The 18993-nt window shown below is 64.3% G+C and carries 17 protein-coding genes and 1 pseudogene; 10 read left to right on the forward strand and 8 right to left on the reverse strand.

All coding sequences use genetic code 11. The annotated features are described in order from the left end of the window. The 6 genes and pseudogenes from CCR82_RS03330 to CCR82_RS03355 form a co-directional block, all read right to left on the reverse strand. A pseudogene (locus CCR82_RS03330) lies at nt 1-218 on the reverse strand (ProQ/FINO family protein); the annotation flags it as partial. Then, nucleotides 193-807: a ProQ/FINO family protein gene (locus tag CCR82_RS03335; protein WP_201243941.1), complete on the reverse strand. Its 615-nt coding sequence runs from the start codon at nt 805-807 to the stop codon at nt 193-195. The pseudogene CCR82_RS03330 and the gene CCR82_RS03335, both read right to left, overlap by 26 nt. Nucleotides 808-825: 18 nt before the next feature. Continuing rightward, nucleotides 826-1290 (reverse strand): lysozyme inhibitor LprI family protein, encoded by a 465-nt coding sequence (locus tag CCR82_RS03340; protein WP_201243942.1) that lies wholly within the window; start codon nt 1288-1290, stop codon nt 826-828. 954 nt (nt 1291-2244) lie between these two features. Continuing rightward, a complete protein-coding gene (locus CCR82_RS03345; protein WP_242513225.1) occupies nt 2245-3426 on the reverse strand; it encodes an IS110 family RNA-guided transposase in 1182 nt (393 codons plus the stop codon). Nucleotides 3427-3521: 95 nt separating this feature from the next. Next, nucleotides 3522-4445 (reverse strand): nucleotidyl transferase AbiEii/AbiGii toxin family protein, encoded by a 924-nt coding sequence (locus tag CCR82_RS03350; protein ID WP_201243943.1) that lies wholly within the window; start codon nt 4443-4445, stop codon nt 3522-3524. Further along, nucleotides 4435-5262 (reverse strand): type IV toxin-antitoxin system AbiEi family antitoxin domain-containing protein, encoded by an 828-nt coding sequence (locus CCR82_RS03355; protein WP_242513226.1) that lies wholly within the window; start codon nt 5260-5262, stop codon nt 4435-4437. Before CCR82_RS03355 ends, CCR82_RS03350 begins: the two co-directional genes overlap by 11 nt. A gap of 432 nt (nt 5263-5694) precedes the next feature. On the opposite strand from CCR82_RS03355, the gene CCR82_RS03360 reads away from it, so the two are divergent. From CCR82_RS03360 to nhaD, 10 genes are all read left to right on the forward strand, one after another. Further along, entirely contained in the window at nt 5695-7170 is a 1476-nt protein-coding gene (locus CCR82_RS03360) for a transposase (RefSeq protein WP_242513227.1), read from the forward strand. A gap of 313 nt (nt 7171-7483) precedes the next feature. Continuing rightward, on the forward strand, nt 7484-7801 hold the full coding sequence (locus tag CCR82_RS03365; RefSeq protein WP_201243945.1) for an ATPase: 318 nt from the start codon (nt 7484-7486) through the stop codon (nt 7799-7801). Between the two features lie 14 nt (nt 7802-7815). Continuing rightward, on the forward strand, nt 7816-8874 hold the full coding sequence (locus tag CCR82_RS03370; protein WP_201243946.1) for a V0D/AC39 family V-type ATPase subunit: 1059 nt from the start codon (nt 7816-7818) through the stop codon (nt 8872-8874). A 272-nt stretch (nt 8875-9146) separates the two neighbouring features. Further along, nucleotides 9147-11024: a V-type ATP synthase subunit I gene (locus CCR82_RS03375; protein WP_201244002.1), complete on the forward strand. Its 1878-nt coding sequence runs from the start codon at nt 9147-9149 to the stop codon at nt 11022-11024. Between the two features lie 61 nt (nt 11025-11085). Beyond that, complete coding sequence (locus tag CCR82_RS03380) at nt 11086-11541, forward strand: ATP synthase subunit C (protein ID WP_201243947.1); 456 nt, start codon at nt 11086-11088, stop codon at nt 11539-11541. A 51-nt stretch (nt 11542-11592) separates the two neighbouring features. Then, nucleotides 11593-12000 carry a V-type ATP synthase subunit F gene (locus CCR82_RS03385; protein ID WP_201243948.1) on the forward strand — a complete coding sequence of 136 codons (408 nt, stop codon included), beginning with the start codon at nt 11593-11595 and terminating at the stop codon, nt 11998-12000. Continuing rightward, the gene (locus CCR82_RS03390; RefSeq protein WP_201243949.1) at nt 11997-12638 is read left to right on the forward strand and encodes a V-type ATP synthase subunit E family protein; all 642 of its coding nucleotides are present in this window, start codon (nt 11997-11999) and stop codon (nt 12636-12638) included. The genes CCR82_RS03385 and CCR82_RS03390 overlap by 4 nt, the downstream gene beginning before the upstream one ends. Nucleotides 12639-12643: 5 nt before the next feature. Next, nucleotides 12644-14440 (forward strand): V-type ATP synthase subunit A, encoded by a 1797-nt coding sequence (locus CCR82_RS03395; RefSeq protein WP_201243950.1) that lies wholly within the window; start codon nt 12644-12646, stop codon nt 14438-14440. A 51-nt stretch (nt 14441-14491) separates the two neighbouring features. Next, nucleotides 14492-15871: a V-type ATP synthase subunit B gene (locus tag CCR82_RS03400; protein WP_201243951.1), complete on the forward strand. Its 1380-nt coding sequence runs from the start codon at nt 14492-14494 to the stop codon at nt 15869-15871. Between the two features lie 29 nt (nt 15872-15900). Next, nucleotides 15901-17322, forward strand: a complete 1422-nt coding sequence (gene nhaD / locus CCR82_RS03405; protein ID WP_201243952.1) for a sodium:proton antiporter NhaD — start codon at nt 15901-15903, stop codon at nt 17320-17322. Nucleotides 17323-17358: 36 nt separating this feature from the next. Here nhaD and truD read toward each other — a convergent pair whose 3' ends face one another. Both truD and ispF read right to left on the reverse strand, forming a co-directional pair. Beyond that, entirely contained in the window at nt 17359-18465 is a 1107-nt protein-coding gene (gene truD, locus CCR82_RS03410) for a tRNA pseudouridine(13) synthase TruD (RefSeq protein ID WP_201243953.1), read from the reverse strand. Continuing rightward, nucleotides 18462-18953 (reverse strand): 2-C-methyl-D-erythritol 2,4-cyclodiphosphate synthase, encoded by a 492-nt coding sequence (ispF, locus tag CCR82_RS03415; RefSeq protein WP_201243954.1) that lies wholly within the window; start codon nt 18951-18953, stop codon nt 18462-18464. The genes truD and ispF overlap by 4 nt, the downstream gene beginning before the upstream one ends. Between the last annotated feature and the right edge of the window lie 40 nt (nt 18954-18993).

Consider the following 18993-nt stretch of genomic DNA (forward strand, 5'->3'; position numbering starts at 1 on the left):
GGAGTCGCCGGTTTCGGCTTTTTCTCGAACACCTGCAGGTTCGGCTCCTGCAGGATGATCGCCGGTCCCTGATCGGTTGGAACCTGGGCACCGAGCGTGCCGCTCAGGGCCGCCACCCACTGTGGCCAGTCGCTGTTGGCCTTGGTCAGCTTCTTCCAGGTCTTCGGGCGCAGCGTGGCGACCACCAGCGCGTTATCGGTCTGGATGCCGATCTTCATGCCGTCTTTGATCGGCACCGCCTTGGGCAGCTGGTTGAACTTTAGGGTGAGCTCGACGCGACCGGGCACGATGGCGTCCTCCGTTGAGTGGGGCGTCTTTGGGTAGAGGCGGTATGGGGGGCTTCGCCGAGGGCGGCTTGCGGGGCTTGGTCTCGCCACGCAGCAGGGCTGCAGCCCGCTCGGCGTCGCGGGCGCTGACTTCGCCGGCGGGCGTGCCATCGAGGTCGATACGGGGTGCGCCTTCACACATCGCTTCCAGATAGGCTGGCTGGCTGCAGTAATAGGCGAGCGCTTGCTTGAGCATGCGGCTCAGCACCCATTGGGCCGTTGCCCGCTGGTCTTTGCTGGTGTCTTCGGTCAGGATCAACTCGGCCGCCAGCGGCTTGAGCAGGTCCTTGTGGACCTTGAGCTTCAGCGGACGTGGGTTGGCAAGATCGAAGCAGGCCGGGAAGCGTTGGAGCAAATCCCGGGGTTCAATGCCTTCAGGCAGCGCCTGCTGCCTCGCCTGGTCCGGCTCGGCAGTGGTCTGTGTCGGTTCAGGGCTGGTCATGTCGGGAAACATCGCCTCGCGCTCGGTGAACGGCCGCACGGATGCTCTCTCATCCTGTCACCGCCTCGAGCCAGTACAGACGTCGCCTTCGGGTACAGCATCCAGCCACGTGCGTAACTGTGCCGTGCGTTCCCGTGTCAGGCGCTCCATTGCTGAGGCGTAGCAGGTCGGATACGTCGAGCCATAGCTGATGGAGGGGTCGCCATCTGCCGTAGGCGGATAGAGTGCCTGCAACTCCGCATCACGAAACCGGATCCAGGCAAGCTGGGCAGCCTTGAGCTTTTCCAGAAAGCGGGGTTGATCGCGATACTGGCGGCGAATCTGCTGATAGACGCGGTTCAGCGCTGCATCGGCCTGCTGGAAACTCGCATCGGCCTGTTGGTTGATGTCGAGCTGGGTAGGTGGTGGTGCGGCTTGCGCGGAGGATAGCAGCCCCGCGCCCTGCACCCCAGCGGGGATGGCGACGACCGCGATGGCGGCCAAGCCATTGCCAGTCTGATTCTTCAACTTGATGGTTTTCATGGGCGACATTCGTCTCTGACGGCAACAGACGTGTCTTCATTCAGCACTCGCTCGCGCACGTATGACAACGATTGAAGCAGCGACTGACTTTGATCTCTTGGCCGGTTCTCGGAATCATCTGCGCTGACCTTGCCAGGTCCGCCCATCCCTGTATCAGCGGCCGACAGACGAGATCGTGCTGCTCCGTGTCGGACTCGCCGAACGGCAGCAAACGGCGTCTTGGCGTCGGATCAGGGTCGGCAAGAGACAGCTATCGGCAGGGCGCCGTCGACATCTGCGACCCGCCTCGGGAATCGCAGTGTCCGGAAGCTGGCCGGCCACAGGCGGTCACGCCAGTGGCCCGGACATCAAACCCGGCCCCCTACTCGCTATCAAGCCAAGGGTCCGACAGGCTGATATGTTTTGACCTGTCAACTATTGGCACCGAATTCCCGTTACACACCTCTTCTTTCTTTTATTAAACAGTTTGTTGTAGGGCCTGTGGGGATGTGGGCGAGAGGCCCGAGAGTGCGGGCAACCTGTGGGCCGCGCCTGCGCGGTGCTGGCATCTTGCACCGAGGTGTCGGCGCGGTCCATCGGTTGTCCGCACGGCTTTAGCTCGGACCGGTCCGCAGGGATGCGGACTCATCCACATCTCCACAGGCCAACGGCGCTGTCGGTACAAACACATTGGCTCAGGACACCCAGCGGCAGACTGCGACGGTGGATCATGCTGATATACGTGGATTGGGTACCACCGGACTTCACTGCGTCGCGGAGCTGGCCTTTCTCTAAGAGCAGGGATCGGTGTGCGGGATACCCGATGAGGGATTCTCCCGTGCACCACCGGTATAGCCTGAACAAGGGTTCTCCACACCGGCCGCGGATGCCCTGAGTCAATGTGTCTGTTCGCTCGCGCATGCGCTGATCAGTGAGGGGTCATCACCGCCGCACGTCTGTGTGTACAGCCGACCATCAGGCGCCCGTTACAGGGGCTTGCGTTAGTGCCAGGCGCGGCCTCTCCTGGCGCACGATGTCCCAGAGGAATCCGGCCAGCTCGCGGGCGATGGCCACGCAGACCAGCTTGGTGTTCTTGCCGGCACGCGTCATGCTGCGATAGCGCCCGCACAAGCGCACCTGCGCCTTCCAGGCAATCTGTTTCGCCGCCGGCGAGGCGTTGGCGGCCTTGGCCTTCAGATGCTTGGTCTGGCGTGCCGGGAAACGATAGCTCCAGGCCGATTCGATGAGCATGCGCCGGGCATGGCTGTTGCCGGTGAGCGTGATCGCGCCTTGGCGTCGGCGCCCACCCGAGGAGTGCTCGCTCGGCACCAGCCCGAGGAAGGCCATCAGCTGCTTGGGTGAGTCGAAGCGAGTGATGTCGCCGAGCTCGGCCAGCAGCACGATGGCGGCGAGCTTGTCGAGGCCGCGCAGCGCCACCAGTGAGTCGACCACCGGCGCCAGCGACCACTCGGGCAGCGCGCGCATGAGCTGATCGTTGAGTTGGGCCACCCGCTCGCCGGCGGCGCGCTCGGCATCGATGTCGCTCTGCAGCACCACCTGCTGCCAGGGATCATCCAGCTTCAGCCCGGCCAGCCAGTTCTCATGTGCCGGCGTCCAGCGGCTCTTGCCTTTGGGCCAGTGTTGGCCGTGACGCAGCAGGAAGGCGTTGAGCTGCTGGCGCGCCTTGCGCTCCTGCTCCTGGTCGGGGACCCACACCGCCGTCAGATCCCCGCTGCGCAGCAGACGCGCGAGCTTGAGCGCATCGCGGCGATCGGTCTTGATGCGCTCGCCCGCCTTCTGCGGGATCAGCGACGGGGCGACGACCTCGCAGTCGTGGCCGCTGGCGATGAGCTGACGGTAGAGTCCGTAGCCGCAGGGGCCAGCCTCGTAGCAGAACAGCAGCAGGCCGCCGTCGTAGGCCTCGCTCAGCTGAGCGATCAAACGCTCGACCTTCTTCGGCGTGTTGGCGATTTCGCCACGATACAGCGGCTCATCGCGGCCCGGTTCCGCGACCGCCACCGCAATCGTCTCTTTGTGCACGTCCAGACCAATGTAGGCCGCGTACTGCTTCGCCGCCCCTTTCCCGCTCGCCGCCGACAACGCAATCGGCGATGACGCCGTCTCAATCTGCTGCACCGCTGCGTTACACTCTTGCATGACCTGCTCCCCTCAATGTGGCTCTGTGTTCATGGATTTGTCCATCCTCAACATAACCCACGTGCGTTGAGGACGGGCAGGTCAAAACATCATGTCTAAGAGTTGCCACAGAGATTGTCGAGTTCCGCGCGCTGCGCGGCATGCTTGGCGGCGTTCTCTTGCGCAAGCTTTTTCAGGTTGAAGCATTTCCAGCGGACGGCCGGAAGGGTTTGTGCCTGCGGCAGGCCGATCGTTTTGAAATCGGGTTCGCCGTCATGCACGCTGAGTAGGAATTGCGCTGTGTTGCCGCGCAGGCGGCCGCGGATATCGGCGATGAGCCGGACTCTGGTCGCTTCGAGCTCGTCTAGGGTGAGCGGGATGGTCGTCATGCCGACGAATTCCCTGGCATAGGGTTCGGTCAGATCGCTCAGTCCGGGCGCGAGCAGTTCATGCGTCGGGCGCGGGGAACTGGCGACATAAACCAGGAATGTACGGAACAGCGCGTCGGTCAGCCCTTCGTGTTCGTAGAGCAGCTTGATATCGAACAGGTCGCGCGGATGCTGGCGATCGACCGCCGCATGGAGTTTGCTACCAAACAAATCCTCAAATGACACGACCTGGACGGCGGCGTAGCCGAATTCATCCTCGACCGTTGGGGATACGGGGCGGCGTTCAGGATCGTGCACGACGCCGCGCGTGACGGGTGAGATTTCGATTTTGACTTCGGCGCCGTCGAGCCGGGCTCGGATACGGGTGGCGCCGCCACCGCCGCCTTCGATACGTTGCGCCCGGAGACGCGGAATGCCGGCGTTGGCCGCGTCACTGATTCTGTCGAGCGTTTCGTTGATCTCCCTCAGACTGTCCACTCGGTCTTTGACTGGCAGGTAGGTCAGGTCGATATCGACCGACAGGCGCGGCATGTCGCGGTAGAACAGGTTGATGGCAGTGCCGCCCTTGAGCGCGACCACGGGTTCCGCCGCGATGAAGGGCAGCAGGCGCACCAAAAGCGCGACCTGTGCACGATAGGCGTCACGGGCCATCGGCATCTGCCGTTGGGATATCGACGAATTCCGGCGGAACCACGATGCGGTAGCGCGGATGGATCTTGCCGCCCCTTATCAGGGCGCGGTCACCCGTACCGAGGTTGAAGTCGTCGGGGTCAAGGCGCTCGCGCCAGGCATGTTTGTGACGGTCGGCGAAGACGAAGAATAGACGTCTAAGCTTGATCTTGCGGCAGCTCTGCAGCAGCGCCGTCAGCTGGCGAGGCCGCATCGTCGCCAGCCCCTCGAAAACCATGTCGAGGTGATGGAAACTCTCATGTGCAGGCAGTTCGTCAAGTGCTTCGAGGATCGCGCGCTCCGGCGAGGAGAGTCGGAGCGTCCAGCCCCAGGGCAGCGTTGGGGCATTGACGTTGTTGTTTTCCGTCAGACCGAGCGACCTGTCATCGAACAGGGACAAGGGGCGGCTGATGAGCGGTGCGTCGAGGGTGAGGCGCGACAGCCAGGTTGGTGTGTCACTGCCGTAGAGCCACACAGGCGGATGTTCGCCCAGCGCCAGGTAGTGGCGGTAACCCTGGAGGTCAAGGGCGGACATGCCGCCGACATGGACGTGATAACCCATGATTTTTTGGAGAGATAGGACGCAACTCTTCCAGTCCAGAGGGACTGACTGCGGCGAGGGGCGACGGAAGACACCAGGCTCCAACCGCTCCAGCCAGCCGCTCTCTACATAGTTCCGGGTGAGGAACCGGCTGACGCCGTGGTTCTCCAGCCAGCGCGCATCCACCACAAAGCCGGCGGGAACAGCTTCCAAGACGCGCTTCAGCTTATCTGCTCGTTGTGCACTCATGATACACATTATAGTGAATCATCGAAGACTATGGCAAGTCTGCTTCGGCCTTTCGCGATGAGAGATGCTTTCGGCACACAAATTGCCCATTCCTGAAAGCGTGCTGTCGCGCGTTTTGTCTCTGCCAAGGCTTCGGTAGGTCGGGTACCAAGCTTTGCACAAGCCCCGCGCAGCATTCGGCGAAATCGGGTCCTGCCCGCGATTCAACAGCGAGACAATTGCGCAGTCTCTAACCCACTGAATTGAATGAGCCTACAAGTCGGGTCAGATTTCATTTACCCCAGCGGCGAACGAACAATCAATGACTTGCGCGTAATGCTCGGCCGAGAAGCGTAAAAATCACCCCAGCCGCCCCGCAGGGGGGTGAAAAAGGGCGGCCACCAAGGGATCATTGTCGTTGTCGAGACGACACCCCTGAAGAGGACAGACCCCTTGGTGACCATGACACAAACGAACCTGTTTTCCTGGGACGCGATCGAGGCGCGCAGCGATCTCGATCGCCTGCAGTTAGTCATCGATCATCTCCCCGATGAGCGTCTGGTGCAATACCTCGAGGTGATGCGCCAACACGGGCGCAACGACTACCCGGTACGCCCGATGTGGCACCTGCTGCTGGCCGGCATCGTCTTCCAGCACGCGAGCATCGAATCCCTGCTGCGCGAGCTCGCGCGCAATCCCAGTCTCATGGAGGCCTGCGGCTTCGACCCGCTGCCGATTCAGCGCAAGCCCAACGCCCGGATCATCGCTGATCCCGACACAGGCGTCTCGCGCATTGAGGTGCCCGCCCCCTCGGAGCCGGTCCACGCGGTGCCCTCGAACTGGAACGTCTCGCGCTTTCTGGCCAAGGTCATCGAGCTCGAAGCGTCGCTTGGCATGATCAGTGAGATGGCGGTGATCCTGCGCGAGCAGCTCATGGCGGTGCTGCCCGACTTCGGCCAGCATCTCGGCTTCGATGGCACCGACATCGCCAGTCACAGCACCGGGCGCATGGGTCGCACCACGGGCCAGACCTCCGACCCTGAGGCCGATTGGGGCCATCACGAAACCCAAGGCGTTGATGCCGCCACCGGCAAGGCCTGGAAGAGGATCAAGCGCTGGTTCGGCGATGGGCTGCACCTGATCGCTGATACCCAGTATGAGATCCCGGTGGCGTTTGAGCTCACGCCCGCCTCGGTGTCGGAACAGCCGACCTTGCGGGCGATGATCCGCGACCTGTTCAGCGAGACCCCAGCATTGGCTGAACGCTGCCGGGATTTCAGCGCCGATCGCGGACTCGATAGCGCCGAGACCAAGGCGCTGCTGTGGGATGACTACGCCATCCGCCCGCTGATCGACACCCGTGAGCTGTGGCGCGAGGAGAAGAACCTCCCGGACGATGACCCCTCCAAGCCCATCACCCGCCCCCTCAATCCCGATCGGACCGACACGATCGTCCACACCGAAAAGGGCTCGGTTCAGTGCGTCTGTCCCGCCACGGGTGAGCACCGCGAGCTGGCCTTTCAGGGCTTTGAGGACGCTCGCAACGCCCTCAAGTACCGCTGTCCGGCCGCGGCCTATGGCCTGGAGTGCCAAGGTCAGGCCCAGTGCCATCAGGCCGGTGGGGTGAAGCCCGGGGAGTTTGGGCGTGTCGTGCGCATCAAGCTTGATCAACAGGATCGGCGCATCTTCGTCCCCACGCCGCATGGCAGCCCCAGTTGGCAGCGCGGCTACAACAGCCGCAGTGCCTTAGAGCGCATCAACAACCGCATCGATCGCCACTTCGGCTTTGAGCTGCACTTCATCCGCGGGATCGCCAAGATGACCACCCGCGTCGGCTTGGCCATCGCGGTGATGATGGCCATGGCGCTGGGCCATGTCCGACAAGGCCGTCCCGAGCAGATGCGCTCGCTGGTGCAGCCGATCCCCACGACGGGCTAGCCCGACCTCCGATCAAGCCGTCGGTTTTGGATCGGGGCAAGGCTCCCGAGGGTGGCGTTTGCCTATGATTCGCGAGCGATGAGAATGGCTCTCATCTGAAGTGCTTCTTGGTGCTCCCGCGCGCTTTGGAAGCCTAGTTCGCGCTGCTCCGCCAGCGGAATCGCTCTGGCGCTGCAGGGGCTGGGCGGCCAAAATCTCTACAGCGCAAATGTCTCGACGATATTCCCTGCTTGGCAGGGGCCTGTCCAGCATGTGACTATATGCGCCTCGAGCCTCCTTTCCAAAACCGACACAACCTGACCCGTAAGCACCGATGGACGATACGCTGAAACGCCTCCTCGATGCCGAGATGAAGGCCGAAACGATCGCGCAGGAGGCCGAGCAGGCCCAAGAGCGCATCATCCAATCCGCGATGCGCGATGCGCGCACCGACGATGAGCGTTTCACGGCACGCATCCCCGACCTGCACCGCAGCTTCATCAGCAAGGCCGAGGAGCGCGCCGAGCAAACCGTGGCCGAGCTGAAGCGACGCTATGACGAGCGCCACGTGCAGTTGCGCGAGAGCGCCGAGGCGCGCGAGCAAGAGGCGCTCGAGGCCGCCTTTGCGCTGTTCCTGGACGCGCGGCGCTAGCGTTGCCGATCGCGATGAGCCGCCTGCGCGAGCCCTATCTCAATACCCGCGTCTCGGCGATGAGCGAGCGCCTGATCGCGCCCGATGAAGTCTCGGCGCTGTGCGGCCTCTCACTCCCGGAACTCGCCCAGCGCTTCGGGCTCGAACGCTTGCTGGAGGAGCCGCATGACCGTCGTGCCAAGAGCCGCGGCGTCAAGCAGGCGCTGATCAACACCCTGCTCGATGAGCTGCGCGTCCTGATCCGCCCGATGAATGCCGTCGAGGCCGGATTGGTCTTGGCCTGGGGGCGCAAGTACGCCCTGTTCAACCTCAAGACCCTGCTGCGTGGCAAGCTCTACGAATTGGATCAGGCCGAGATCCGTGCCAACCTCTACGAGTTGCCGGAACATGTGCGCCTGCCCCAACAGGATCTGTTCCAGGCCGAGGGTGTGCTCGAACTGCTGCGCAAGCTGGAGCAGGGCCCCTATAGCCTGATTGCCAAACAGGGGCGCGAGGTGTTCGAGCAGAAACGCGACCCCTTTGCCCTCGAAGCAGCACTCGACCAACGCTACTACACCGAGATGGCGCGTCGGCTCCAGCAGGTGCCCGAGAGCGGCCAGGCCGAACTCAAGCAACTGCTCGGCGCGGTCCTCGATCGCGTTGGCCTGCTGTGGCTGTTGCGTTTCCGCTTCTCCTATGGACTCTCGCCGAGTGAGACCTTCTATCAGCTGGTCCCCTCCGTCGGGCTGTTGCATCGCGAGCGGCTGCTCAGCCTGGTCAACCTCGAGAGCCTCGAGGCAATCCTCGCCGCGCTGCCGGAGCCATTGAAGACCGCACTCGCCGGTAGCCAGAGCTTGATCGAAGTGCAGCAGCGCCTCGGCGGCCAGGTCACCCAAGAATCGCGTCGTCTCCTGACCAAGGGACACTCCGGCGTCGCTCGCGCCCTCGCCTATCTGATCCTGCGCGAGCACGGCGTGCTCATCCTCTTCTCCTTGGTCCAAGGACAGCTGCTCGGACTGCCGCGCGAACTCGTGGAGATCGCCGTTGAAGCGCATCCACCCGATTGCCCGCTGCCATTCCAGTCCGCCGCATGATGGCCGATCATGCCGAGCACACTGATCCCAACCGAGCGCCACCGATCTTGATGTCACGCACCCGACCACAGCTCACAGCGGCTTTGAAGCAGCAACTGTTGGCGGCCTGGGCCCTGGCACATGTGTTGTGGGCCAAGGCGCAGCCCCAACTCAAGGCCGTGGCTGCCCAGATCGGCCCGCTCTTGAGGCGCGCATCGATCGCGCTCGGTGGCGCTTGGCAGCAACTGCGATCGGCCGAGGCCTGGCGTGAGATCAGGCTGCGCTCGCTGCCGATGAAGCATGTCAGAGTATTGGTCATCACCGACGATCTGCCCCAGGCATCGCTGACCCTGGCCGAGACCGAAAGCTTTCATCCAGACACCCGGCCGCCAGAGGAGCAGCTGTTGAGCGGCCTCCCGGGCCGCGACTATCGCGAGATCTATCAGCAGGCACATGCCCGGCTCGAGAAGATCGCCAAGGTGGTGCCAGTCGACGAGGAGCCGGATCTCGGCGAGGTGCGGGTGATCGAGCACGACGAGCTGCGTCGCATCAATGAAGAGTTGACCGAGCGCTGGGCCGAGGCCTCCCGCTTCGAGGAGGGCTTGCGGCGTATCGACGAGCAGGATCGCTTCGTGCGCGAGCAGCAGGCTTCACTGGAGAACTTCAGTAATCTCAAGATCGATCTCGGCGCGCTGCGCAACAAGACCCGCTTCCTCGACTTCTATGTCGGCGTGGTGCCGCGCGAGAACGTCAGTCGGCTGCAGGGCGCGGTCACCCTCGCCGATCACCTGCTGTTTACCTACCTTGAGCGCGACCAGAGCACCCATGTGGTCATCGTCGGGCCGCGCGGTGAGAAAGAAAGCCAGCTAGCCTCGGTGCTCAGCTCGGCGAGCTTCCAACCCTTGCCGATCCCCGCCGGCCTCGCGGACACGAGCCCTGAGCACAAATACGATGAGCTGACCGCCGAGCGCAACCGCCTGCAAGCCGAGCGCGAGGCCTTGAACGCCGAGGTCGAGGCCTGGGGGCAAGCGCACCGCGACCTCCTGCGCTCGACGCGGCGATCCCTCATGCTGGCCGCCCCCTTCGTGACCCTTGATCCATCGATCCGCAGTGCCGGCCATCTGGCCGTGGTCTGCGGTTGGGTCCCGGCGCGCGCGGTCGAGGATCTCGAGGCACGCTTGGGTGTCAGTCTCGCCCTACCATTCGAACTCGAAAGCCGCGATCCGCGGCCCGCCGAGCGCCCGCTGGTGCCAACGGTCCCGTCCGCCAACCGCTTGCTCGCGCCGTTTGCGATGCTGGTCAAGCAATATGGCATCCCGCAATACGGCGAGGTCGACCCCACGCCGCTATTCGCGGTGACCTTCTTGTTGATGTTCGGCTCAATGTTCGGCGACATCGGCCAGGGTGCGGTGATCGCTGGCGTGGCCTGGGCGTTGCGCGCCAAGCTCGGTCGCTTCTATCGGTTCGGCGTCATGGCTGGCCTCTCATCGATGGTCTTTGGCGTCCTCTACGGCAGCATTTTTGGCTACGAGGAGATCCTGCCCGCGCTCTGGATGAGCCCGATCCACCACCCGATCCTGATGCTCAAGATCGCGCTCGGCTACGGTGTCCTGTTCATCGCCATCGCCTGCGGACTGGCCATCTACAACCGGATCGCGGTCAAGGATCTCAAGGCCGCGGTGTTCGGTCATCATGGCCTCATCAATCTCGTGTTCTATCTGGCGCTGATTTGGGGCGCCGTCGGCATCGCCACCCGCAGCAGCTTTGGCACCGCCCCGCTGCTCTTGGTCATCGGGGCGCTGATGGCGCTCGCCGGCTATGCCTGGTCCCATCTGCAGGCGCCGACTGGCGAGAAGATCCTGGTGGTGTTTATCGAAACGCTGGAGACCGTGATCGGCTACATCTCCAACACCCTGTCCTTTCTCCGCGTCGCTGCCTTCAGCCTCAATCATGCCGCTCTCTCACTGGCCGTGCTCACACTCGCCGCCATGATGGGGCCCGCCGGCCACGTCATCACCGTGATCCTTGGCAATGTGTTCGTGCTGGTGCTCGAAGGCGGCATCGTCATGATCCAGGTGATGCGCCTCCAATACTATGAGGGCTTCTCGCGCTACTTCTCCGGTGATGGACATGAATTCTCGCCACTCAAGCTGCGTCGCGGCCCGGTCTGACCCTGCTTGATTTCGCAACCGACCCCTTTATTCCGACTCTCGACCCCTGAGGAATGCATCGATGTACTGGCTCGTAGCACTGATCTCCTTCGCCATCGTCGGTCTGATCCTGACCGGCATCGCGCTCGAACTGCGACCGGCCAACAGGCCGCTGCAACTGCCGCGCTGGACAGCACCCGCGATGGGTACTCAGCTCGTGGTCTTCGTCGGCGCGCAGCTCGGGCTGCTGGTGCTCGGTATCAATGAGGCCTTCGCACAGGAGGTGGTCAACGGCGCCGAGGTCGACGTGGTCGAGATCAGCACCGGCATGGGGCTCGCCATCATTGGCGCCGGCATCCCCACCGCCCTCTCGACGATCGGCGCCGGCATCGCCGTCGGCCCGATCGGCGCCGCCTCGCTGGCCGCGATCACCGAAAAACCCGAGAACCTTGGCCGCACGCTCATCTATCTGGGGCTTGCCGAGGGCATCGCGATCTATGGCTTGGTCGTCTCGATCCTGCTCCTGAACCGCATTTGAACGGCCACTTGGATCCCCTGCGAAACGCTGCCAGCCCCGCATGAGCCCCGCATGAGCGAGACCGACTCCAACCTCAGCCCGTCCGACGCCCCGGCGGCCTCGGGCACGCACACCCCGCCGACGCGGATGCTCTTTCTCGGCGACGACAGCCTCGCCGAGGGCTTCAGCGTGATCGGCTTCGAGACCTATCCGAACCCGGAGCCGAGCGCCGTCGATCGGGTGTTCCGCGACCTGCTCTCCGCCCGCGATCAGGCCTTCGTGATCGTCGATGACGCGGTGATGCAGATGGAGGTCGAGCACCTGAAACGGGTCCGCCGCGAGGGCGGGCGCATCGTCGTCGTCGCCGTGCCCCCTTTGTCGGCGCCGCCCCGGCTCGGCAGTGAGGTGGCGGAGCGGCTCGCGAGCATGTTCGGCGGCGCCAATCTTCTGCAACCGACCGCGACCAAGGACTCGACGTGACCCAAGCAGACCAGCTCGAGAACGCCATCCTGGCCCGCGCCGAGCGCCTGGCCACGGAATATCGCGAGCGCGCCCAACGTGCACGCGACACCATCCTGCGCGAGGCGGCGGAGAAGCTACGCCTGCGCGAGCAACGCGAGGAGGCGATCGCCAAGAGCCTGGGCGAGCGTGCCTACCGCCAGCAGGTCCAGGCCGAGGAGCTCAAGCTCCAGAGCCAGCTCGACCTGGTGCGCTGGAATCTGGTGCGCGATGTCGAGGCCCGGCTCGCCGATCAGATGCGCGCGCATCGTGAGCAGAGCGAGGCCTATGTGCAGACCTTGACGGCCTTTATCGCCACCGCCCTCGCCGAGATCGAGCGCGCGGAGGTCGAGGTGCGCGCCAACGGTGCCGATCTGAAACTACTCAAGGCGCACTGGGCCGATATCCTGGCCGCGCTGCCCGACAGCACCCAAGCCAGGCTGGGCGAGGAACCGATCGAGACCCTCGGCGGCGTGTTGGTCGCGAGCAACGACGGGCGTATCCGGGTCGACAATACCTTCGAGGGGCGCCTGGCACGCTTGCGATCGCGCCTGCAGCAAGTCATCCTGGAGCGGCTGGTCCCGAGCGGCTTCGAAACCGGCAGTATCTTCGGGGGCTGATGCCGATGAGCGAGCGCAACAACCAAGGCTTTGTCCGGATCATCAACGGGCCCATCGTCACCATCGACCTGCCGGGTATCCGCAGTGGCGAGCAGGTCAAGATCGGTGAGCTGGGACTGGTCGGCGAGGTCATCTCGCTGAATGGCCGTGAGGCGACGGTGCAGACCTATGAGAGCACCGACGGCGTGCGCCCCGGCGAGCCGGCCGAGGGCCTCGGCTGGCCACTGTCGGTCGAACTCGGCCCCGGTTTGCTCGGCGGCATCTTCGATGGCATCCAGCGCCCGCTGGAGAAGATCGCGCTGCAGTCCGGCGACTACATCCGCCGCGGACTGGCCTTGCCAGGACTGGACCGCGAGCGCCAATGGGCGTTCGAGCCGAACCCGGAACTCGAGCCCGGCAAGCCGATCGGCCCCGGCAGCGTGCTCGGGAGCGTGCAAGAGACCGAGACCATCCTGCACAAGATCCTGGTGCCACCTGGGCTCGAGGGCGAGCTGACCGAGCTTGCGCCCGCCGGCGACTACGAGATCGAAGCGACCATCGGCCATCTGCGCGACCGCCAGGGGCACAGCCATCGCTTGAAGCTGTTCCACCGCTGGCCGGTGCGCAAGCCGCGCCCCTATCGACGTCGCGATGACGGCATCTCGCCGCTGATCACCGGCCAGCGCGTGATCGACAGCTTCTTTCCGCAGCTCAAGGGCGGCAAGGGCGCGGTGCCTGGCCCCTTCGGGGCTGGCAAGACCGTGGTGCAGCAGCAGATCGCGCGCTGGTCGAACGCAGACATCGTTATCTACGTCGGCTGCGGCGAGCGCGGCAACGAGCTGGTCGATGTGCTCGAGAGCTTCCCGCAGCTCGAAGACCCCTACACCGGCCGCAAGCTGATGGAGAAGACGCTGCTGGTGGCCAACACCTCGAACATGCCGGTGGTGGCGCGCGAGGCCTCGATCTATGTCGGCCTGACCATGGCCGAGTACTACCGCGACATGGGCTACGACGTGGTCATGCTCGCCGACTCCACCAGCCGCTGGGCCGAGGCCCTGCGCGAGGTCTCCGGGCGGCTCGGGCAGATGCCGGTCGAGGAAGGTTATCCGGCCTATCTGTCCTCGCGTCTGGCCGCAGTCTACGAGCGCGCGGGTCGTGTCGAGACCTATGATGCCGGTCCCGGCTCGGTGACCCTGATCGGTGCCGTCTCCCCGCCCGGTGGTGACTTCTCGGAGCCGGTGACCAGCCATACCAAGGACATCATCGAGACCTTCTGGGCGCTGTCCAAGGAGCTGGCCGATGCGCGCCATTACCCGAGCATCGACTGGGTCACCAGCTTCTCGGCCCATGTCCACGCCGCCGCCGAGTGGTGGCACAAGGAGGTCGATCGGCGCTGGGAGGCCCGCCGCACCCAGTCGCTGGCACTGCTCGCGCGCGATGCCGAGCTCTCACGCATCGTCAACCTGGTCGGCCCCGAGGCGCTCTCGGACGCCCAGCGCTGGCAGCTCGAGGGCGCGGCGCTGATCAAGGAGGGAGTGCTGCAGCAAAGCGCGCTCGACGAGGTCGACACCTTCTGTTCGCCGCAGAAGCAATTCGCGCTGCTCGATCTGGCCCTGTCGATCTACGACAAGGGCATGACCCTGATCGAGCTGGGCGTGCCGGTGAGCCACCTGCAAGACCTGCCGCAGTTGGCCAAGGCACGGCGCTGCAAGTCGATGTACAACAGCGATCAGGTCGCGAGCATCACCGCTCTCACGCGCGAGACCGAGGATGCCTTCGAGGCGATCCGACTCGAATATGCGAAGCAGCACAGCGATGATTGAGCGCGCCCTCTTCGTTTGGAATCCCGTCCCCAGCAGCATGCACCGCCTGTCATGAGCATCAAAGAATACCGCACCGCCAGCGAGGTCCGTGGCGGCCTGATCCTGGTCCGCGACACCCCTGGCGTCGCCTTCGGCGACCGTGTGCGCATCAGTGATGGGCGCGGCGGAACCCGCGATGGCCAGGTGATTCGCGCCTCCAACGAGGAGGTGATGATCCTGGTCTTCGAGGGCACCGATGATCTGGACCTGGAGGCGGTCTGGGTGCGCTTCCTCGATGAGCCAGTCGAGATCGCGCTCTCCCCCGAGATCCTCGGGCGCGAGCTAAATGGTCTCGGTGAGCCGCGCGATGGCCGCCCGCCGATCCTCTCCCACATCCGCCGCGCGGTCGGTGGCGCGGCCATCAATCCGGCCGCGCGCAGCTATCCGCGCGAGTTCATCCAGACCGGGATCTCGACCATCGACGGGCTGAATTCGCTCGTGCGCGGGCAAAAACTGCCGATCTTCTCGGGCTCGGGCCTGCCGCACAACCGGCTCGCGGCGCAGATCGTGCGCCAGGCCAAGCTCAAGGATGAGGACTCGAGTTTCTCGATCGTGTTCGCAGCCATGGGCGTGAGCTATGCCGACGCCAAGTTCTTCCGCGATGAGTTCGCGAGTTCAGGCGTGCTGCGCAACGTGGTCATGTTTGTCAATCTGGCCGATGACCCGCCGGTCGAGCGTCTGACCTTGCCGCGCACCGCGCTCACCGTGGCCGAGTATCTCGCCTATGACCTCGATCGCCATGTGCTCGTCGTCATGACCGACATGACCTACTACGCCGAGGCGCTGCGCGAGGTCGCCACCGCCAAGGGCGATGTGCCGGCGCGCAAGGGCTATCCTGGCTATTTGTACTCGGATCTCGCCGAGATCTACGAGCGCTGCGGGCGTATCCATGAGCGCCATGGCTCGATCACCATGATGCCGGTCGTCTCCATGCCCTCCGACGACATCACCCATCCGATCCCGGACCTGACCGGTTACATCACCGAGGGTCAGATCGTGCTCTCGCGCGAATTGCACAATCAGGGCATCTATCCGCCGGTGCACATCTCGCCGAGTCTCTCGAGGCTGATGAAGGACGGCATCGGCAAGGATGATACGCGCGAGGATCACCCCAAGGTTGCGGCCCAGCTCTATGCGCTCTACGCGCGCGCACTCGAGACGCGCAACCTGGCCAGTATCATTGGCGCCGATGAACTCTCCGAGCGTGACCGGCGTTACCTAAAATTCGCCGATGACTTCGATCAGCGCTTCGTCGGCCAAGGCGAGGCCGAGGATCGCAGTATCGAGGCCACGCTCAACCTCGCCTGGGAGTTGATCAGCGCCTTCCCACGCGACAGCCTAACCCGCCTCTCGGAGACTGAGCTGGCGAAATACTATCAGGGTAACGACTGACGCGACTCAGCCGTCAAGGAGTCTCCTCCATGCACCATCCCGCACTCAAGGTCGCGCTCGGCCTACTACTGCTTTCGCTGTCGCCGCTGGTACTGGCGTCCGACGTGCCCAACCATATCGATCTGACCGGCAACTGGGTCGGCTACACCGCGATCCTGATCTTCGTCATCGCCTATGCGCTGGTGATGGCCGAGGAATTCACGCATCTGCGCAAGTCCAAACCGGTGGTGTTGGCGGCCGGCTTGATCTGGGTGTTCATCGCGTATTTCTACACCGGTCATGGCGGCGATCCACATGCCGTGGCCGATGCGGTGCATCACAACATCATGGAGTTTGCCGAGCTGTTTTTGTTCCTGCTCGCGGCCATGACGTACATCAACGCCATGGAGGAGCGGCTGGTCTTCGAGTCGCTGCGCGCCTGGCTGATCCGCAGCGGCTTCAGCTACCGCAAGCTGTTCTGGATGACCGGTTTTCTGGCCTTCTTCATCTCGCCGGTTGCCGATAACCTGACCACCGCGCTGTTGATGTGCGCGGTGGTCATGGCGGTGGGGGCCGACAAGCCCCGGTTCGTCGCCCTGGGCTGCATCAACATCGTCGTCGCCGCCAATGCCGGTGGTGCGTTCAGCCCGTTCGGGGATATCACCACGCTGATGGTCTGGCAGAAGGGCATCCTGCCGTTCGAGACCTTCTTCCTGCTCTTCATCCCGGCGCTGGTCAACTATCTGGTGCCAGCGTACTTCATGCACAAAGCCATTCCGGACGAGACGCCGCCGGCGAGTAACGAGGTCGTCAAGACCAAGCGCGGTGCCAAACGCATCGTGTTTCTCTTCCTGCTCACCATCGCCACCGCCGTGAGCGTGCACAATTTCTTCCATCTGCCACCGGTGCTGGGCATGATGACCGGTCTGGGCTATCTGAAGTTCTTCAGCTACTACCTCTACATGAGCGGTGAACTATCGACGGTCAAGGCGGGCTCGCTGCAAGACACCATGCCGTTCGATATCTTCAACAAGATTGCGCGAGCGGAATGGGATACGCTGCTGTTCTTCTATGGGGTGATCCTCTGCGTCGGCGGTCTCGGCTTCATCGGCTACTTGGAGCTGGTCTCAGCATTCGCCTACATCGACGTCGGCCCCACCTTTGCCAACAGCATGGTCGGCCTCCTCTCGGCGCTGGTCGATAACATCCCGGTGATGTTCGCGGTGCTGACGATGAATCCAGACATGTCGCAGGGACACTGGTTGCTGGTGACCTTGACGGCCGGAGTTGGCGGTAGCCTGCTCTCCATCGGCTCGGCTGCCGGTGTGGCGCTGATGGGCCAGGCGAAGGGCGTCTACACCTTCTTCGAACACCTGCGCTGGACCAAATACATTGCCCTTGGCTATGTGGCGAGCATCATCGTCCACTTCATCGTCAACTTTTGGACCTTCTCGATCCCCATCGAGGGTTGACGGAGCAGCAGACCAATGGCGGCGCGCGGCCTCCTATCAGTGCGCCATTGGCTCTGTCCAGGTGGTGAGTTCGCGCAAGACGCTGGTGGCATAGCTGCCGGCCGGCAGCGTGAAGACCAGACTGGCCTCGGTGGGCGAGGCGCACTCGAACTCAAGGTGTTCGATGTCGAGCCGCAGGGCGCGGCGCTCTTGCTTCAGGCCCGCCGCCGTCAATCCCGCGATCCAATCGGGATAATCGGCGCCAACCGCCGCCTCCAGCGCGCGAACGGCCCCCTCGGTCAGCGGCTCGCCGGCGCCGAACAAGGGCCCGGTCGGGATCACATCGCCCAGGTGCAAGCGCTCGAGAATCCGCTCATCGATGTCTTGCACCAAGAAATGCGAGTGACTGCCGCGCAGCTGCAAGCGGTCGCCCACGCGCGCCATGGCCCAGTCAGCGCGCTCCACCCGTTGCGCCAGCACCTCATTGAAGAGCTGTGAGCGCGCCGCCGAGAGCCAAAGTCCCTGCTGATGGCGGCTCGCTCGGGGCGCGGTTCCGGCAAACAGGGCTTGGGCTCGGAATAAATTGCCCTCGCCGCGCCCGAAGCGTTGTGGACCAAAATAATTCGGCACCCCGCGGGCGGCCAGGAGCGCGATCCGAGCCGCGACGGCGTCGAGATCGCCCGCCACCTCGCGCAGCCGGATCTGGAACTGATTCCCGGCCAGCGAGCCGCGCTTGAGCTTGCGCCGATGGCGATGCTGCTCGAGCACCTCGATGCCCTCCTCGGCAAGCAGCCGCCAGCGCGGCTCCGGCAGCTGTCCGAGATGCACCGAGAACCACTGCGTGGTGACCGCGTGGCGATCCTTGAGCCCGGCGTAGCCGACCGCCTTGACCGAGACGCCAGCGAGCGAGGCCAGCCGCCGTGCCACCCAATCGGTATTGGCCGAGGTCTTGCGGATGCGCAGCAGCGCATGCTCTCCGTCGCCGTCGGGCCCGAACGCCAGGATCTCGTCGACGATGAAATCCTCCGGGCACTCACGCAGCCGAGCACCGAGCAACGGCCCGCCAAAGGCGTAGGGAAGCTGATCGAAGGAACGCCAATGCTGCGTTGCATGGTCGCTCGGCTCTTGCGTCGCATCACCGCTCGGCGTTGCCGACGTGCTCACGGTGAGGTCGAGCCTCCGGACTCGTCGAGCAGCACGACGGCAAAGGCGGCAATCCCCTCGCCACGTCCGGTGAAGCCCATGCGCTCGCTGGTGGTGGCCTTGATGTTGACGCGCGCCAAAGGACAGCCGAGATCGGCGGCGACGCACGCGCGCATCGCCGCCACATGGGGCGCTAGCTTCGGCGCCTGGGCAACGATGGTGAGATCGCTGTTGTGCACCCGCAGACCGCGCTCGGCGAGCGCGTCCATCACGCGGTGCAGCAGCACGCGGCTGTCGATGTCCTTGAAAGCGGCATCGGAGTCCGGGAAATGATGGCCGATATCACCGAGCCCGGCGGCGCCCAGGAGCGCATCGCAGAGGGCGTGCAGCACCACGTCGCCATCGGAATGGGCCGCAAGCCCCTGGTCGTGCGGGATCGCGACGCCCGCCAGCACCAGCCGGCGATCGGGCGCGAAACGATGGGCATCGATACCTTGGCCGATCAGCATCGCGCGACCTCCAGTGACAGGAGGCCGGCACTGATCGCCT

The sequence above is a fragment of the Halochromatium salexigens genome, from assembly GCF_016653295.1.
GTDB classification, from domain to species: domain Bacteria; phylum Pseudomonadota; class Gammaproteobacteria; order Chromatiales; family Chromatiaceae; genus Lamprobacter; species Lamprobacter salexigens.

Coding starts and splice junctions, on each gene's coding strand:
- CCR82_RS03365 (WP_201243945.1), top strand. CDS start 7,484: ATGGACGATACGCTGAAACGCCTCCTCGATGCCGAGATGAAGGCCGAA.
- CCR82_RS03400 (WP_201243951.1), top strand. CDS start 14,492: ATGAGCATCAAAGAATACCGCACCGCCAGCGAGGTCCGTGGCGGCCTG.
- nhaD (WP_201243952.1), top strand. CDS start 15,901: ATGCACCATCCCGCACTCAAGGTCGCGCTCGGCCTACTACTGCTTTCG.
- CCR82_RS03370 (WP_201243946.1), top strand. CDS start 7,816: ATGAGCCGCCTGCGCGAGCCCTATCTCAATACCCGCGTCTCGGCGATG.
- CCR82_RS03350 (WP_201243943.1), bottom strand. CDS start 4,445: ATGGCCCGTGACGCCTATCGTGCACAGGTCGCGCTTTTGGTGCGCCTG.
- CCR82_RS03360 (WP_242513227.1), top strand. CDS start 5,695: ATGACACAAACGAACCTGTTTTCCTGGGACGCGATCGAGGCGCGCAGC.
- CCR82_RS03395 (WP_201243950.1), top strand. CDS start 12,644: ATGAGCGAGCGCAACAACCAAGGCTTTGTCCGGATCATCAACGGGCCC.
- CCR82_RS03355 (WP_242513226.1), bottom strand. CDS start 5,262: ATGTGTATCATGAGTGCACAACGAGCAGATAAGCTGAAGCGCGTCTTG.
- CCR82_RS03375 (WP_201244002.1), top strand. CDS start 9,147: ATGAAGCATGTCAGAGTATTGGTCATCACCGACGATCTGCCCCAGGCA.
- ispF (WP_201243954.1), bottom strand. CDS start 18,953: ATGCTGATCGGCCAAGGTATCGATGCCCATCGTTTCGCGCCCGATCGC.
- CCR82_RS03380 (WP_201243947.1), top strand. CDS start 11,086: ATGTACTGGCTCGTAGCACTGATCTCCTTCGCCATCGTCGGTCTGATC.
- CCR82_RS03385 (WP_201243948.1), top strand. CDS start 11,593: ATGAGCGAGACCGACTCCAACCTCAGCCCGTCCGACGCCCCGGCGGCC.
- CCR82_RS03345 (WP_242513225.1), bottom strand. CDS start 3,426: ATGCAAGAGTGTAACGCAGCGGTGCAGCAGATTGAGACGGCGTCATCG.
- CCR82_RS03340 (WP_201243942.1), bottom strand. CDS start 1,290: ATGAAAACCATCAAGTTGAAGAATCAGACTGGCAATGGCTTGGCCGCC.